This window comes from uncultured Nocardioides sp. (genome assembly GCF_947489365.1).
Lineage (GTDB): Bacteria > Actinomycetota > Actinomycetes > Propionibacteriales > Nocardioidaceae > Nocardioides.
In genome coordinates, this window is the sequence record NZ_CANLDB010000002.1 from 451,721 (window position 1) to 467,376 (window position 15,656).

Below are 15,656 nucleotides of genomic sequence, written 5' to 3' on the forward strand. Positions count from 1 at the left end.
GCTGCCCCGCCGCGGCCGGGGGCACCCTCGTGGTGGCGGCGTGGGGCGTGACGCACCCCCTGCGACCCGGCAGAGCAGCGCCGCCCGCGCGTCCGGCGTACCGACGAGAGGCCGGCGCGTCACGACTGGATGCCGGCGAAGGTGTGGTGGCACCGCGACCTGGCCCCCGCCCACACCTCCAGGGCTCTCGTCACGAGCCGGAGGTGATCCGCATGTCCACCCAGTCCCCATCCACCCCACCTGCCCTGTCCAGGACGCTCTGCTCAGCCCTGCCCGACGTCCCACCCGGGTCCGAGGTCCTCCTGCGCGCCTGGGTCCACCGTCGCCGCGAGCTCGCGCAGGTCGCGTTCCTGGTCCTGCGGGACCGCAGTGGTCTCGCCCAGGTCGTCGTCCGCGAGGGCCGCGAGCGCCTCGCCGCGCTGCCGGAGGAGACGACCGTCGAGGTCCGCGGGCGGGTCGTCCAGAACGACTCCGCGCCCGGCGGTGTCGAGGTCGTCGACCCGGTCCTGACGCCGCTGACCGAGCCCGCGGAGACCCCGCCGGTCGAGCTCTGGCGCCCGTCGCTGGACGCCGGCCTGGCCACGCTGCTCGACCACGCCGCGGTGACGTGGCGCCACCCGGCCCGGCGGCGGTCCTGGGAGGTCGCCGCGGCCTCGTTGCGCGGCTTCCGCGCCACCCTCGACGGCCTCAGGTTCACGGAGGTCTGCACGCCGAAGCTGGTCGGCGGGGCGACCGAGACCGGGGCCACGGTCTTCGAGGTCGACTACTTCGGGCGGACGGCGTACCTGGCGCAGAGCCCGCAGCTGCACAAGCAGCAGCTCGTCGGGGTCTTCGAGCGGGTCTACGAGGTGGGGCCGGTCTTCCGGGCCGAGCCGCACGACACCGCACGGCACCTGGCGCAGTACACCTCGCTCGACGTCGAGCTCGGGTTCGTCGAGGACCACCACGACGTGCTGGCGGTGCTCCGGGACGTGCTCGCGGGGATGTCGGCCGAGGTCGCCGCGCTGGGCCACGGCGTGGAGGTCGCGGTGCCCGACCAGATCCCCGTCGTGCACTTCTCCGAGGCGCTGTCGATCGCCGGCGCACCGGCCGACGAGCCGGACCTCTCCCCCGCCCACGAGCGCGCGGTCGGGGCCTGGGCCCTCGCCGAGCACGGCTCGGACCTCGTCGCCGTCGAGGGCTACCCCCTCGCGGCGCGGCCGTTCTACACCCACCCGTGGACGGGCCCGGAGCGACCGGGCGCACCGGGCAGCAACGGCTTCGACGTCCTGCTGCGGGGCGTGGAGCTCGTCACCGGCGGGCAGCGGCTGCACACGCCGTCGGCGTACGCCGCGGTGATGGCCGAGCGGGGCATCGACCCCGCGCCGTACGCCGACCACCTGCGGGCCTTCGCCCACGGGATGCCGCCGCACGGCGGGTTCGCCATCGGGCTCGAGCGGTGGGTGTCACGGCTGGTGGGCGCGGCGAACGTCCGGGAGGTCACGCTCTACCCGCGCGACCTCCACCGCCTGTCGCCGTAGGAAGGCCCCTCGACCCCGCCGGTGTCAGCGGTGGGTCAGGGCAGGCAGACCGGCGGGCCGTAGCCGGGCTCACCTGCCCCGGAGGTCGAGGTGCGAGGGCCGCCGGGCCCGAGCCACGAGACCGGGTGACGTGATCTCTCACCGGGTCTCGTGGCTCCTCGCCAGGGCTCGGAGCACCTCGACCTCCGGTGGGGCCGCTGGTGTCAGCGGTGGGTCAGGGCAGGCAGGCGAGCGCGCCGTAGCCGGTGGCGCGGGCGGGACCGGGGTGCGACAGCGCGTCCAGGGTGATCGCGATGGCGGTCCGGTTGGCGGGGATGAACACGTGGTCGGCGAGGTTGCCGGGGCACACGTCCTGGAGACGGATGTTGGTGACGTTGTCCGCCGGGGTCAGGTAGCCGTTGGTGTGGGGCACGACCACGGCGTCGTACCGGGTCACGACGTTGGTGTAGCTGACGTCGCCCGGGGAGTCGTCGGGGGTGTTGAGGTCGCGCAGGAACTGCGAGCCTGCCCCCTGCTGCGCGCACGCGGGGCAGCCGAGGGCGCCGGCGGGGGCGAGCAGCTCGGCGCGGTAGGTGCCGTAGTTGCTGGGCGCGAGGCCGACGAGGTCGTCGACCTCGCCCAGCCCGCCGAGGTTCTTCAGGTAGTACCGCGGCATCATCCCGCCCTGCGAGTGACCCACGAGCGAGACCTTCGCGGCCCCGGTCGAGGCCAGGACCCGGTCGACGAACGCGGCGAGGGTGGCCGCGGAGTCCTCGATGCGCTGGGTGCCACGCAGGCCGTAGTCGACCGAGTACACGCAGTAGCCGGCGGCCTTGACCCGTGCGGAGAGCCGGTCGAGCGGCGTCCGGGAGTCGGCGAACGTGCCGTGGACCAGCACGACGGGCGTCGGCCGCTCCTGCGTCGGGCGGCACGTCCAGTCGTTGGCCCCGACGGGGCTGCCGAACGGGTGCGAGAGCTCCTCCACGGGGTCCGCGGCGCTGGTGGCGGCCGCGGCCGTGGGTGCGAGCAACGCGAGGAGCACGGCGGCGAGCCCACTGGTGAGCGCGACGAGATGACGGGTCCCGAGAGTGGCCATCGCCACACGGTAACTCCGTGTGACACCGGTTGTCACCGGTCGGTCAGCCGTTGCCCCCGTTGCCGCCGCCACCGCTGCCGCCGCCGTTGCCGCCGCCGTTGCCGCCGCCGCCGTCGTCGGAGGGCGGCGGGGGCGGCTCCTCGCAGACGACGGTGTCCGACGGGGTGTAGGTGACCTGCTGGGTCTCCTCCTTCACCACCTCGGACTCGCCGGGTCGCTTGAAGATGCGCGTCACGTCGACGTCGAAGCCGCCGTACCCGGCGTTGGGGTAGCAGTCCGGGGTCGTCAGCGTCCTGGTCCCGGGCGAGGTGAAGTTGTAGCGCTCGGAGGTCTCGGACTCGATGTCCCAGACCGGCGTCGAGTACATGCTCACCGTCACCGAGCCCGAGGACGTCGGGGTGCTGGGGACCGTCGTCGCGGAGATGAGGATCCCGTAGTCCGTGTTGTTGCGGAACCGCAGGTCGAGCGAGCCGAAGACGACCGTCGCCTCGCGGCCCTCCGGGTAGCGGTCGATGTAGAACGAGTGCGGCTTGTGCTCGACGTCCTCGAGGCCGGCGAAGAACGCGGCGTTGTACGTCGTGGTCGCCATCTGGGAGACGCCGCCGCCGAGGTCGGAGGCGAAGATGCCGTCGGAGATGACGAACCCGGTGGTGAAGCCGTTCTCCTCGGTGCGCTCCCCCACGATGTCGTTGAACGAGAAGGTCTCACCGGGCAGCAGGAGCGTCCCGTCGACGTTCTCGGCGGCCTGGCCGATGTTGATGTTGCGGTACTCGGCGTACGGGAACTCGGTCGTGAAGGTCGAGACCTGGCGCTTGATGCCGAGCGCCCGGGCGTCCTTCACGGTGAAGTCCGGCGCGATCTGGCGGGTCTGGACCTCGACGGTGCGAGCGCTGCCGCGGCCGGTGGCCCCCTGCTCGAACGCCTGGGCGGCCTTGTCGGGACCGAACCCGACCCCCTGCTCGCCCGGGATGACCTGCGGGGAGCCGTCCACCAGCTCGACGGTCGCGTCGGTGGGCAGCTGCGCGTCGGGGATCGCCTCGTCGAGCCGGTCGCTGAGCGCCTCGCCGTCCACCTGCGGCACGAGCTCGCCGTCCTGCGCGGCCATCGACAGGAAGTCGTAGTCGGTCGGCTCGATCACGACCTCGGCGTCGCCGACGACCAGGGTGACCGGGGCGGAGACCGCCGGGTCGGCGAACTCCTCGCGGGCCTGCGCGACGTCGCCGGCGTCGACGTCGGGGACGACGGGCGCCAGGGCCAGCTCGGCGACGGGCTCGGTGTCGAGGTACGCCGCCATCAGCGCCTCGCGGGTGACGTCGGCCTCGAGCGCACGGCCCTCCTCGGCCTCGGTCACCTGGACCTCGCCGTCGGCGAAGGCCAGTCCGCCCTCCGTGGCGGGTCGGCCGTACTGCTCGTCGAGCGCCGCGACCTGCTCGTCCAGGGCGTCGTCGTCGACCGTCAGGACGGCGTCGACGTCGGCGCCGCCCGTGTAGTAGTCCCACAGGCGGGCCGGGGACAGGCTGCGGGAGCCCCCGACCTCGTCGACGGAGGCCTCGTAGTCGACGGCCAGCCCGAGCTGGTCGGGGGTCAGCTCCTCGGTGTCCGCGGCTTCACCGCCGACGACGACCGCGACCGGTGCGGTCTCGCGGTCGGCCAGCGCCTCGCGCAGGGTGTCCTCGGCGTCGGCGGCGCTCCGGCCGCCGACCTCGACGCCCTCGACGGACGCGCCGCGCGGCACCTTGTCCCCGGCCACCGCCCACAGGACGAGGTAGACGACGGCGAGCAGGAGGAGGACGCCCAGCGCCGCGAGCAGCACGACACGGCCCCGGCGGCCGCCGGCGGTGGGCTCGGGCGGCACCGCGGGGCGCTCGGCGGTGTCGGTGGTGCTCATCGCCGACGATCCTATGCAGAGGAGGCGCCGCGACCGGATTCCTCGGGACCCTCGCCCCTCGGCTCCCGCCGCCGCACGGCGAGGGTCAGGACGGCCGCGAGCGCGACGACGAGCGCGACGAGCAGCAGGGCGTAGCCCGCCAGGTCCGCGGACACCACGACGTCCCCGCCCGGGCCCTTCGCCAGCGTCGCGCGGAGCACCACGACCTCCCAGCCGAGGGCGAACGCGACCCGGGTCGTCCAGCCGGGCGGCAGCGCGAGGAGCGTCGCGAGGGTGGCGAGCGCGAGGAGGGCGAATCCCCACCCCCGGGTGTGGAGGGCGACCGCGGCGACCCCCGTCACGGAGCCGGCGACGAGCAGCCCGAGGGCGGCGAGGCCGAGCGCGAGGGCCCGGATCACCCCGGGGGCTGGTCGGGCGCCACGCCCGCGAACAGGTCGGTCTCGAAGCCGTGCTCGTCGACCTCGCCGCGCTCACCCTTGACGATCCGGTACGCCTCCGCGCCCCAGACCCGGCTGCCGTTGTTGTTGGACAGCGCGAAGAAGGGGCCGTCGGTGGCGACCTGGGTCCGGTGCGCCTTGAGCGCGGTCAGCTTGGTCTCGGTCCACTCCTCCGCGTCCACCATCGCGCTGATGGCCTCGTCGGGGGCGACGAAGTGCGGCAGCGGGCCGTCGGGGTCCATGCCCTCGAAGGTCGTGGTGTCGCCGGCCTCGCGCAGGGCGCGCAGGCTCGCGCGCATGCGGCTCTCCGACATGGCACCCCAGTAGATCTTCGCGATCTCCCACGGCTCCCCTAGCGCCGGCTTGTACGACGGCACCGCGGCCAGCTGGGCGGCGTACATGGCGACCCGGTGGGCCTGGATGTGGTCGGGGTGGCCGTAGCCGCCGAACTCGTCGTACGTCACGAGGACCTGGGGGCGGACCTCGCGGACGACCTTCACCAGCTCGTCGGCGGCCTCGGTGAGGTCGGCGAACCAGAACGAGTCGGCGGTGACCTCGTCGGCGACCACGGCGTGGCCGTCGGCGTGCCACTTCATGCCGGAGTCCTTCCAGTGGCCGAAGCCACCGAGCCACCGGTGGTCCGTCACGCCGAGGATCGACATCGCGTCGGCGATCTCGCCCCGGCGGTGCAGCCCGAGGCCGCCGTCGCGGTCGGCGGCGAGGTGGGCCAGCTCCGGGACGAGGACCTCGCCGAGCTCGCCGGCGGTGCACGTCACGAGGGTGACGCCGCGGCCCTCGGCGACGTACTTCGCCATGGTGGCGCCCTGCCCGATGGTCTCGTCGTCGGGGTGCGCGTGCACCAGGAGCAGCCGGTGTCCCGGCGTGCCCGCCTGCGTCTCGCTCATGCGTCCGAGCCTACGGCGACCGCTTGAGCCGCTCGGGCGCGGTGGGGAGGTCCAGCGGGACGGTGCCGCCGGTGCGGGGCGGCTCGTCGGCCGGCTCGGGGTCCAGCCACCCGTCGTAGGTGTCCACCAGCACGTCGAGCACGAACGACGGGGCGTCGGTGGTCACCGCCCAGGGGTGGTCCTCGTCGTCGTCCTCGCCGGCCAGCCGCTCGCGTCGTACGTCGGCCGCCCAGCCGTCGGCCTCGAGCCGTGCGGCGACGGCCCGGGCGTCGTCGGGGTCGAAGAAGATGCCGCGCACGCGCCGCTCCTAGTCGATGACGCGCTTGATCACGCGCGCCGGGTTGCCGACCGCGACCACGCCCGCCGGCAGGTCCTTGGTGACCACCGATCCGGCGCCGACGACGGTGTCGTCGCCGATGGTGACGCCGGGGCAGACGATCGCGCCGCCGCCGAGCCACACGTTGTCGCCGATGGTGATGGGCTGCGCGCCCTCCCACTTGTCGCGCCGCGGGTCGGGCTCGACGGGGTGGGTGGGGGTCAGCAGCTGGACGTTCGGGCCGATCTGGACGTGCTCGCCGATCGTGATGGGCGCGCAGTCGAGGGCGACGAGCCCGAAGTTCACGAAGCCGTGGTCGCCGATCGTCAGGTAGGTCCCGTAGTCGACGCGCAGCGGCGGGCGGACCTCGGTGCCGGTCCCCAGCCCGCCGAGCAGCTCGGTCAGCAGCTCCTTGCGGCGGTCGCCCTCGTCGACGCCTGTCGCGTTGAACGCGTCGACCAGGCCGAGGGCCCGGCGGCTCATCGCGCCGAGCTCCTCGTCCGGCATGTAGGGCTCACCCGCGAGCATCCGCTCGCGCATCGACCGGGTGTCGTCACTCATGGCCCCGACGCTATCGGCCCCCGGACCCCGAGGTGGTCGTGCGCGTCGAGACCGCCGGTCGGCGTACGGGATCTCGTGGCTCGGCCGTAGCCGGCCTCGCACCTCGATCACCGGAACCACCGGAGGTCGAGGTGCCCCGCAGCGACGCAGGAGCGCAGGGGCCACGAGACCCGGTGAGACCGCCGGTCGGCGCACGGGATCTCGCGGCTCGGCCGCAGCCGGCCCCGCACCTCGATCACCGGAACCACCGGAGGTCGAGGTGCCCCGCAGGGACGCAGGAGCGCAGGGGCCACGAGACCCGGTGAAACCGCCGGTCGGCGTACGGGACCTCGTGGCTCGGCCGCAGCCGGCCTCGCACCTCGATCACCGGACCCACCGGAGGTCGAGGTGCCCCGCAGCGACGCAGGAGCGCAGGGGCCACGAGACCCGGTGAGACCGCCGCTCGACGTACGGGACCTCGCGCCTCGGTCTCCGGCGGGTGGTCAGCGCGTCATGCGGGCGGCGACGGCGGCGGCCTCGCCGGTCCCCTCCTCGCGCAGACCCGCGACCACACCGGTGCGGTCCGCGTCGGAGCGGTTCTGGCTGAGCTTGTCCTTGCCCTCGACCCGCTCCACCGTCACCTCGACGCCGACGATGCCCCGCAGCTGGCCCGTCACGTACGACGACGGGGCGTCGTCGACCGCCCAGGGCGCGGCCCGGTGGTCCTCGTGGAGGCGGGTGAGGGTCTCGACGTGGGCCCGCAGCCAGTCCGGGTCGGTGACGGTCCGCGCCCGGCCGGTGAGGTGCACCGCGGAGTAGTTCCACGTCGGGACCACCCGCCCGTGCTCGGCCTTCGTGGCGTACCAGGACGGCGACACGTACGCCTGCGGGCCGCGGACGACGAGCAGGGTCGGCTGGTCGTCGGCGATCGAGCGCCAGTGCGGGTTGGCCAGCGCGAGGTGGGCGGAGACGGTGTCGCCGTCCCAGACGACCGGGAGCAGCGTGGCCGCCGGGTAGCCGTCGGGCCCGGCGGTGACGAGCTCGGCCGCGCCGACCTCCGCGACCAGGGCACGGGCGCCCGCCTCGTCGGACAGGGCGTTGAACGGCGGGACGTACACGACCGGGAACCTATCCGGCGAGGTGCTCGCGCAGCAGCGGCAGGAACGGCCGGTCGGGCTCGAGCCAGTCGACGTCGCCCAGCTGCTCAGGGCCGAGCCAGGCGAGCCGGTCGTGCTCGCCGGGGGTGGGCTCGCCGTCGGCGACGTCGCAGACCGCGACGCGCAGCCGCAGGCGCGCGCCCGAGGGCGTGGTGATGTCCGTCGAGCCCGGCAGCCACCGTCGTACGACGACCGCGCAGCCCAGCTCCTCGGCGACCTCCCGGACCAGCGCGGCGTCCGGGGTCTCCCCCGGCTCGACCTTGCCGCCGGGCAGCTCCCAGCGGCCGGCCGCCGCGGCGGGCCTCGTCCGACGGGCCGCGAGCAGCAGGCCGTGCCGCACGACGGCGGCACCGACCACCTCGCCGACCTCGCCGACCTCGCCCGTCACCGGAGCGGCTCAGACGGTCCGCAGGCGGACGGTCTCCTCCATCGCGGCCAGCTTGGCCAGGGCGTCCTCGCTCATGGGGGCGCCGACGTCGGTGACGACGTACCCGCACTCCCCGCGGGTGCCCAGCACCTGCCGCTCGATGTTGACCTCGGCGTCCGCCAGCACCTGGTTCGCGCGCGCCAGCACCCCGGGGGTGTTGGCGTGGAGGTGGGCGATGCGCTGCGCCGGCTCGGCGCGTTCCGGGGTCAGCGTGGGCAGGTTGACGCTCAGCGAGGTCACGCCGTGCTGCACGTAGTCGCGGAGCTTGGCGCCGACGAAGCGCCCGATGTCCTCCTGCGCCTCCTCGGTCGAGCCGCCGACGTGGGGGGTGAGGATGACGTTGTCGAGGCCGCGCAACGGGGAGTCGAAGTGGTCGCCCCGGTTGCGGGGCTCGTCCGGGAACACGTCGACGGCGGCACCGGCGACGTGGCCGGAGGCGATGCCCTCGGCCAGCGCCTCGTAGTCAACGAGGAACCCGCGGGACAGGTTCAGGAAGATCGAGCGGGGCTTCATCATCGCGATCTGCTCGCGGCCGAAGATCCCGGCGTTGCCCTGGCGCCCGTCCACGTGCAGCGTCACGGTCTCGACGTTGTCGAGCAGCTCGGCCAGCGACCCGCAGCGCGTGGCGTTGCCGAGCGCCAGCTTGTCGTCGGTGTCGTAGAAGAACACCTTCATGCCCAGCATCTCGGCGACCACGGACAGCTGCGAGCCGATGTTGCCGTAGCCGACGATGCCGAGGGTCCGGCCGCGGACCTCGTGGCTGCCGGCGGCCGACTTGTCCCAGACGCCGTCGTGGAGGGCCTTGTCACGGACGGTCAGGCGGCGGGCCAGCGCGATGATGTCGGCGATCGCGAGCTCCACCACCGAGCGGGTGTTGGAGAACGGCGCGTTGAACACGGCGATGCCGCGCCGCGTGGCGGCGGGCAGGTCGATCTGGTTCACGCCGATGCAGAAGGCGCCGATCGCCGTCAGGTCGCCCCGGGCGGCCAGGACTCGCTCGGTCACGTCGGTCTTCGAGCGGATGCCCAGCAGGTCGACGCCCTCGAGGGCGTCGATCAGGTCGTCCTCGGAGAGCGCGCCGGAGCGCGTCTCGATCTCGAACCCGGCGTCACGGAGGATCGTCGAGGCCAGCGGGTGGAGGTTCTCCAGAAGCAGTGCGCGCACGCTCCCCTACTCTGCCGCACCCGGTGCGAGGCGCCGAACCGGCGCCGGATCACGGACGACGCACCGCGCCGCTGACATTCACAGGCCGGCCACAGTGGTGTCACGGCTGCCTGCGAGGCCCCCGGCGGAGGCTGACGCCATGTTCGACCTCATCGACGGCCTGCCCGTCCACCCGCTCGTGGTCCACGCCGTCGTCGTGCTGATGCCCCTCGCGGTGCTCGGCACCCTCGCCATCGCCGCCCGACCCGCCTGGCGGGTGGCCTACGGGCCGCTCGTCACCGGCGTGGCCCTGGTCGCGACCGTGCTGGTGCCGGTGGCCACCTCCAGCGGCGAGGCGCTCGAGAAGCGGGTCGGCAACCCCGGCATCCACGCCGAGCTCGGCGACACCCTGCTGTGGTTCGCGATCCCCGTCGTGGTGCTCGCCGCCGCCCTCACCCTCCTCGAGCGCCGGCGTGCGGCCGGGAAGCCGCTGCCCGGCCCGGACGCCGTCCGCACGGTCGTCGCCGCCCTGGCCGTCGTCGCCGCCCTGGCCTGCGCGGTGCAGGTCTACCGCGTCGGTGACTCCGGTGCCCGCGCCGTGTGGGGCGACCAGGTCGCGTCCTCGACCCCCTCGCCCGGCGCCTCCTCCGAGTAGCCCGGTCCCGCGACGAGCGCAGCCAGGCGGTCGCGCTGGAGCACGCGCTCCGTCGCGGCGGCCCCGACGTCCGGCGGGCCCTCCGGGGCACGGGCGTCCCGGGCGGCCATCCCGGCGTACATCGCGGCCCCGATCGCGTGCTCCGGGGCGCGCAGCGTCGCCACGGCCTGCGCCACCGCGCGCGCCGCGGCACGGACGCCCGTCCGGTCGGGGAGGGAGCGCGCCGCGTTGTGCGCCCCGATGACCGCCGAGTGGTGGGCGACCTCGTCGAGTGCGCCGTCGTCCAGCCAGGCGGAGACATGGTCCAGCGCGCGGGCGAGCCGCGGGTCCACGGCGCCGTCCACCTCGAACCGGGCGGCCGCCCGGGCGGCGCACTCGGCGGCCCAGCGGACCGCCGTGAGGTGGTCGGCCCGCGCCAGCAGCTGCTCGACCTCGGCCCACACCTCGGCGGGGGAGGCGTCGACCATGAGGCAGCGTAGATCCTGCGGGCTCAGGCGGGACGGTGCTTCAGCAGAGTGATCCCGCCGCGGAACGACCTCGACCCGACGGTCTCCATCCGCGGCACCACGTAGCCGTCCGGGAACAGCCGGCGGCCGCGGCCCTGGACGACGGGGTAGACGAACTGCCGGTACTCGTCCACCAGCCCCGCGACGATCAGTGCGTGGGCCAGGCGGATCGACCCGGTCAGCACGATCTCGCGCCCCTCCGTCTGCTTCAGCGCCGCCACCTCGGCCACGGGGTCCCCGCGCAGGACCGTCGTGCGGTCCCACTCCGGGTCGCCCAGCGTCGACGACACGACGTACTTGGACACGCCGTGGAGGTAGGCGCTCACTCCTGTGGAGTCGTCGTCCAGGTCACGCCAGTAGCCGCGGAGGTCCAGGAACGTACGGCGTCCGCACAGGAAGCCGTCGGCCTCGGCGTCCTGCCGCTGCATCTCCTCGGTCAGGTCGGCCTGGTCGCCCTGGCCCTGGGCGTCGAACCAGTCGTCGAGCATCTCGACGGCACCGTCGAGCGTGACGTTCTGCGTGATGACGAGCCTGCGCACGGGTCGTGTCCTCTCCTCGGGTGACGGTCTCGGGCGGTGCCGACCTGCGCACGGTCACGGACTCATCGGTTCCGTGGGAGGCTGAAACCATGTTCGGTCTCATCGGTTTCCTCATCCTCGGCCTCATCGCGGGCGCCATCGCCCGTCTCCTCGTCCCCGGCAAGGACAGCATGGGCATCCTCGCCACGATGCTGCTCGGCATCGTCGGCTCCTTCGTCGGCGGCACGCTCGCGGCGCTGCTCTTCAACCGCGGCAGCTTCGACTTCAGCACCTCCGGGCTGATCGGCTCCGTCATCGGCGCCGTCATCGCCCTGCTGGTCTACAACGCCGTGACCGGTCGCAAGAAGGTCACGTCCTGAGCCTCGCACTGCGGCGGGCCGAGGACCTCGGCCCGCTCTGGGAGCGGCTCCTCCCCGACCTGACCCCCGCAGGGGGCAGGCGCGGGCTCGACGCCCTGCTCGACCACCTCGAGACCGGTGGTCGGCGCGCGCGGCGGGCCTACGGCGCCCTCGGGCTCGGCGTACGCCGGGCGCTGACGTGGGAGCCCGACGACCGGCGCGACCCGCGCTGGTGGCCGCAGGGCATCAGCGACCCCCACGAGCCCCACCCGTCCGGCCGGGAGCTGCTGCTCACCACCTGGTACGCCAAGACCCTCGGCGACGAGCGCAACCAGGGCTCACGCCTGAGCCTCGTGGACGTCGGCGCCCGGCGCTACGAGCACGTGCTGCTGGTCGAGCCACGGCCCGCGAAGGACGGCGGCGCCCCGACCTGGCGGCCCCTGAAGATCCACGCCGGCGGCCTGGTGTGGTGGGGCGACTGGGTGCACGTCGCCGCCACCCGCAACGGCTTCGCCACCTGCCACCTCGACGACCTCACCCCGGTCCCCGCGGAGCGCCGCGACGAGTTCCTCGGCCACTCCTGGGTGCTGCCGATGCGCCACGCGCACCGCGCGGTGACCCCCGAGGGGACCGAGCCGCTGCGCTACTCCTTCCTGTCCCTCGACCTGGAGGAGCCGGCCGCCCCGACGCTCGTCGTCGGCGAGTACGGCCGCGGTCGCCAGACCACCCGCCTCACCCGCTGGCCGATGGACCCGCAGACCCGCCTCCCCGCGCTGGGCGACGACGACCACTGCCGCTGCGTCGAGGTCCTCGACGGGGTCCGCGGCATGCAGGGCGCCGTCCGTCGCCGGGGACGCTGGGAGGTCAGCACCTCCCACGGCCCGACCACGCCGGGGTCGCTGTGGGTCCGGGAGGACGCCGGTTGGCGCCGCCGCCGCTGGGCCACCCCGATGGGACCCGAGGACCTCACGGCCACCGGCGACAGCCTGTGGACCGTCACCGAGCACCCGCGACGGCGCTGGATCGTCGAGCTGCGCGGGGCCTGAGTCAGCGCACGGAGTCGGCGTACCCGACGATGCGGTTGAAGAGCGTGACCATGGGTGCACTCGCGGCCGAGACCGGGCGCTCCTCGAGGATCCGCTCCATGCGGCCGCCGTCGTCGTACCCGTAGTCCTGCGCGACCCGGACGCAGGTCAGGGCGGCGTCGCGGACGACCCAGGGGTCGACGGTCCACATGCCCTCCATCACCCGGTCCGCGTTCGGCTTGTCCTCCTGGCCGGGCAGCTCCCAGGCCGAGAGCGCGGCGCAGAACTCCGCGGAGTCGCACACCACGCTCCACTCGTGCCGCATGGGCGCGTCGGGGGCGAGCGGCACCCGGACGGGGGCGACGTCGGTGCGCAGGTCGGGGAACGCGGAGAACACCACGGCGACGTCCGCGACCCTGGCCAGCTCCTCCCAGCGGCTCTGCGCGATCTCGAAGTGCCGGGTCCGCTGGAAGTTGCCGAAGATCACCGGACGGGCCGCGGTGGCCAGCGCCTCGTCCTCGATGGCCCACGACAGCGACATCATCATCGACTTCCGCAGCCGCAGCGCCTCCAGGTGCGGGTGGCGCGAGCGCAGCGACGCGAACACCGACGGCGCCTGCGGCCCGCTGCGGGAGCTGGCCATCATCACGTCGGCGATGGCGATCTCGAGCCGGACGCCACGGTCCCGCCGGCGGGCGACCTCCTTGACCTGCTCGCACTGGTCCTCGCGGTAGCGCCGGTGCCCACCGGGCAGCCGCGCGGGGTGCGGGAAGTCGTGCCGGCGCTCCCAGGCGCGCAGCGTCGTCGTGCTGACACCCGTGCGCGCGGCGACGTCCCCGATCGTCAGGTGTGCCTCATCCGACACTGCATTCCCTGAGGCACCCATTCGTGCCATGCTAGACCTGTACAGGATGTAGAAGTCATGATTGAGAATCTCGACAGGGCGTCGAGAAGGCCGGACACGGCTCGGAGGGTCCGATGAGTATCAGCAAGGGCGACACGGTCCACTGGAACACCCCACAGGGGAAGACCACGGGCAAGGCCATCGAGAAGAAGACCTCGCCGTTCCAGCACGACAAGCAGAAGTTCCAGGCCAGCTCGGACGAGCCGTACTGGATCGTCGAGTCGGAGAAGTCCGGCTCGAAGGCCGCACACAAAGAATCAACCCTCGAGAAGGGGTGACCCCCGTGGCCGCCGAGACACCGCGCCGCACACGCCGGCGCGAGGAGACGACCCGGCTCTTCGCCGAGATCGAGCAGGCGACGTCCGACGAGCAGAGGGACCGCCTCCGCGACGAGGTGGTCGTGGTCAACCTCGAGCTGGCTCGCACGCTGGCCGGCCGCTACCGCAACCGCGGCGTGGCCCTGGACGACCTGGAGCAGGTCGCGAGCCTCGCCCTCGTGCAGGCGGTCCGCCGCTTCGTGTCGGAGCCCGGCCGCGACTTCCTGTCGTACGCCGTCCCGACCATCCGCGGTGAGCTGCGCAAGCACTTCCGCGACCTGGGCTGGATCGTCCGGCCGCCGCGCCGCATCCAGGAGAACCAGTCGCGCGTCGTCGCGGCGTACGAGCACCGCACCTCCGAGGGCGAGCAGCGCACCGCCAAGGACGTCGCGGAGGCGCTCGGCATCTCGGTGGCCGACGTCGAGGAGGCCATGCAGGCGCAGGGGTGCTTCCACGCCTCCTCGCTCGACCTGCCGGTCGGCCCCGACTCGACCACGACCGTGGCGGAGAGCCTGGTGCGTCCCGACGACGAGACGGACGCCGCGGAGACGCGGGCCACGCTCGAGCCCATGATCCGCAGCCTGCGCGAGCGGGACCGGCTGATCCTGCGCATGCGCTACGTCGAGGACTGGACCCAGCAGGAGATCGCCGACGCCATCGGCGTCACCCAGATGCAGGTCTCACGGCTGCTGCGCCGCATCCTGAAGGACCTGCGGGAGCTCGCCGCCGCGTCCTGAGCCGGGCCGGGGTCCGGCCCGGGTGACCCGCCGCCGCCTCAGCCGGTGGTGAGCCAGGCGTCGACGGCCTCCGGCGCCAGCGCGCCCTCGAGCGCCATGGCGCCGCAGCCGACGACGCCCGCGCGGTCGCCGTACGTCGAGGGCAGGAACACCAGGTCCCGGGTCGCCAGGGCCGTCGAGCGGGCGTAGACGCTCTCGCGCAGCCCGGCGAGGTAGGTGTCGTAGGCGCCGGCCATGTCGCCGCCGACGACGACGGCCGACGGGTTGAGCAGGGTGATGGCCAGGGCCAGGGTCTCCCCCAGCCGGCGGCCGCTCTCGCGCAGCAGGCCCCGGGCCTCCGCCTCGCCGACCTGCGCGAGGCGGACGAGCTCGCGCACGTGCTCCACCGGACGACCCCGCGCCGCACGCTCCGCGACGAGCGCCCATCCTGCCGCGACGGTCTCGAGGCACCCGGTCCGCCCGCAGCGGCAGGGCAGACCGGCGTCCGCTCCCCCGTCGGGCGCCGTGACGGCGGGGGTGTGCCCGATCTCGCCGGCGCCGCCCAGCGCACCGCGCACCACCTCGCCGCCGACGACGATGCCGAGGCCGAGACCCGTGGAGGCCTTGACGACCAGCAGGTCGTCGTACGTGCGGGCGTGGCCGAGCAGCTCGGAGAGGGCGAGGACGTCGGCGTCGTTGCCCACCCAGAGCGGGGCGCGGGTCACCTGCTCGAGGTACGGCGCCAGCTCGACGCCGTCCCAGCCGGACACGACGGGCGAGTCGACGCTGATCCCGAGCGCGGGGTCGATGCTGCCGGGCAGGCTCAGGCCCACCCCGAGCACCGGCGCCTCGCCGGGAACGGCGGCCAGCAGGCCGCGCAGGCGCTCGACGACGTCGGGCATCACGGTCGCCGGCCCCGCGCCGGCCTCGTGGTCCGCCTCGTCGCAGGCGAGCTCGGCGCCGGTGAGGTCCAGGACGGCCAGCTGGGTGCGCGAGCGCCCGACGGCGGCGGCGAGCACCACCCCCGCGGTGCGGTTGAAGACCAGCGAGCCCGGCGGGCGTCCCCCGGTGGACGCCTCCTCACGGCCGGGCAGCAGCAGCCCGGCACGCAGGAGGGTGTCGACCCGCGTCACCACCGCCGTGCGGGACATGCCCGTGAGTCGACGCAGGTCGGAGCGGGTGGAGGCACGACCGGCGCGGACGAGGCGGAGCAGCTCCCCGGCGGATTCGGTCATGCTCGCGATCGTA

19 protein-coding genes are annotated in these 15,656 nt (G+C 74.0%); 6 read left to right on the plus strand and 13 right to left on the minus strand.

Features of this window, described 5'->3' with window-relative positions:
• The first annotated feature begins 212 nt into the window (after nucleotides 1–212).
• Nucleotides 213–1,520, plus strand: a complete 1,308-nt coding sequence (aspS, locus tag Q0858_RS07525) for an aspartate--tRNA(Asn) ligase (RefSeq protein ID WP_299052277.1) — start codon at nucleotides 213–215, stop codon at nucleotides 1,518–1,520.
• 214 nt (nucleotides 1,521–1,734) lie between these two features.
• On the opposite strand, the gene Q0858_RS07530 is transcribed toward aspS, so the two are convergent.
• The 9 genes from Q0858_RS07530 to serA form a co-directional block, all read right to left on the minus strand.
• Nucleotides 1,735–2,595, minus strand: a complete 861-nt coding sequence (locus tag Q0858_RS07530) for an alpha/beta fold hydrolase (RefSeq protein ID WP_299052279.1) — start codon at nucleotides 2,593–2,595, stop codon at nucleotides 1,735–1,737.
• A 43-nt stretch (nucleotides 2,596–2,638) separates the two neighbouring features.
• Entirely contained in the window at nucleotides 2,639–4,483 is a 1,845-nt protein-coding gene (locus tag Q0858_RS07535; protein ID WP_299052281.1) for a VanW family protein, read from the minus strand.
• A gap of 11 nt (nucleotides 4,484–4,494) precedes the next feature.
• Nucleotides 4,495–4,881, minus strand: coding sequence for a hypothetical protein (locus Q0858_RS07540; RefSeq protein ID WP_299052283.1), 387 nt, complete (start codon nucleotides 4,879–4,881; stop codon nucleotides 4,495–4,497).
• A complete protein-coding gene (mshB, locus tag Q0858_RS07545; RefSeq protein ID WP_299052285.1) occupies nucleotides 4,878–5,825 on the minus strand; it encodes an N-acetyl-1-D-myo-inositol-2-amino-2-deoxy-alpha-D-glucopyranoside deacetylase in 948 nt (315 codons plus the stop codon). Before mshB ends, Q0858_RS07540 begins: the two co-directional genes overlap by 4 nt.
• A 10-nt stretch (nucleotides 5,826–5,835) precedes the next feature.
• Complete coding sequence (locus Q0858_RS07550; protein ID WP_299052287.1) at nucleotides 5,836–6,123, minus strand: hypothetical protein; 288 nt, start codon at nucleotides 6,121–6,123, stop codon at nucleotides 5,836–5,838.
• A 9-nt stretch (nucleotides 6,124–6,132) separates the two neighbouring features.
• Entirely contained in the window at nucleotides 6,133–6,702 is a 570-nt protein-coding gene (locus Q0858_RS07555; RefSeq protein ID WP_299052289.1) for a sugar O-acetyltransferase, read from the minus strand.
• Between the two features lie 482 nt (nucleotides 6,703–7,184).
• The gene (locus Q0858_RS07560; protein ID WP_299052291.1) at nucleotides 7,185–7,799 is read right to left on the minus strand and encodes an FMN-binding negative transcriptional regulator; all 615 of its coding nucleotides are present in this window, start codon (nucleotides 7,797–7,799) and stop codon (nucleotides 7,185–7,187) included.
• A 10-nt stretch (nucleotides 7,800–7,809) separates the two neighbouring features.
• Nucleotides 7,810–8,226 carry an NUDIX domain-containing protein gene (locus Q0858_RS07565; protein ID WP_299052292.1) on the minus strand — a complete coding sequence of 139 codons (417 nt, stop codon included), beginning with the start codon at nucleotides 8,224–8,226 and terminating at the stop codon, nucleotides 7,810–7,812.
• A gap of 9 nt (nucleotides 8,227–8,235) precedes the next feature.
• The gene (gene serA, locus Q0858_RS07570) at nucleotides 8,236–9,429 is read right to left on the minus strand and encodes a phosphoglycerate dehydrogenase (RefSeq protein ID WP_299052294.1); all 1,194 of its coding nucleotides are present in this window, start codon (nucleotides 9,427–9,429) and stop codon (nucleotides 8,236–8,238) included.
• A 139-nt stretch (nucleotides 9,430–9,568) separates the two neighbouring features.
• On the opposite strand from serA, the gene Q0858_RS07575 reads away from it, so the two are divergent.
• Nucleotides 9,569–10,063: a DUF2231 domain-containing protein gene (locus tag Q0858_RS07575; RefSeq protein WP_299052296.1), complete on the plus strand. Its 495-nt coding sequence runs from the start codon at nucleotides 9,569–9,571 to the stop codon at nucleotides 10,061–10,063.
• Here the strand turns inward: Q0858_RS07575 and Q0858_RS07580 are convergent.
• A complete protein-coding gene (locus Q0858_RS07580) occupies nucleotides 9,976–10,530 on the minus strand; it encodes a putative immunity protein (RefSeq protein WP_299052297.1) in 555 nt (184 codons plus the stop codon). The two genes, Q0858_RS07575 and Q0858_RS07580, sit on opposite strands and share 88 nt — an antisense overlap.
• A gap of 23 nt (nucleotides 10,531–10,553) precedes the next feature.
• Nucleotides 10,554–11,108 (minus strand): dihydrofolate reductase family protein, encoded by a 555-nt coding sequence (locus Q0858_RS07585; RefSeq protein ID WP_299052299.1) that lies wholly within the window; start codon nucleotides 11,106–11,108, stop codon nucleotides 10,554–10,556.
• 89 nt (nucleotides 11,109–11,197) lie between these two features.
• Here Q0858_RS07585 and Q0858_RS07590 point away from each other — a divergent pair, with 89 nt between their 5' ends.
• A complete protein-coding gene (locus Q0858_RS07590; RefSeq protein WP_299052301.1) occupies nucleotides 11,198–11,467 on the plus strand; it encodes a GlsB/YeaQ/YmgE family stress response membrane protein in 270 nt (89 codons plus the stop codon).
• A 332-nt stretch (nucleotides 11,468–11,799) separates the two neighbouring features.
• Nucleotides 11,800–12,492: a hypothetical protein gene (locus Q0858_RS07595; RefSeq protein WP_299052303.1), complete on the plus strand. Its 693-nt coding sequence runs from the start codon at nucleotides 11,800–11,802 to the stop codon at nucleotides 12,490–12,492.
• A 1-nt stretch (nucleotide 12,493) separates the two neighbouring features.
• On the opposite strand, the gene Q0858_RS07600 is transcribed toward Q0858_RS07595, so the two are convergent.
• Nucleotides 12,494–13,336, minus strand: a complete 843-nt coding sequence (locus Q0858_RS07600; RefSeq protein WP_299052305.1) for a DICT sensory domain-containing protein — start codon at nucleotides 13,334–13,336, stop codon at nucleotides 12,494–12,496.
• Nucleotides 13,337–13,449: 113 nt separating this feature from the next.
• Here Q0858_RS07600 and Q0858_RS07605 point away from each other — a divergent pair, with 113 nt between their 5' ends.
• Complete coding sequence (locus Q0858_RS07605) at nucleotides 13,450–13,653, plus strand: DUF2945 domain-containing protein (protein WP_299052307.1); 204 nt, start codon at nucleotides 13,450–13,452, stop codon at nucleotides 13,651–13,653.
• 5 nt (nucleotides 13,654–13,658) lie between these two features.
• Entirely contained in the window at nucleotides 13,659–14,429 is a 771-nt protein-coding gene (locus tag Q0858_RS07610) for a sigma-70 family RNA polymerase sigma factor (protein ID WP_299052310.1), read from the plus strand.
• A gap of 38 nt (nucleotides 14,430–14,467) precedes the next feature.
• Here the strand turns inward: Q0858_RS07610 and Q0858_RS07615 are convergent, their stop codons facing one another.
• Complete coding sequence (locus tag Q0858_RS07615; RefSeq protein WP_299052312.1) at nucleotides 14,468–15,643, minus strand: ROK family protein; 1,176 nt, start codon at nucleotides 15,641–15,643, stop codon at nucleotides 14,468–14,470.
• Between the last annotated feature and the right edge of the window lie 13 nt (nucleotides 15,644–15,656).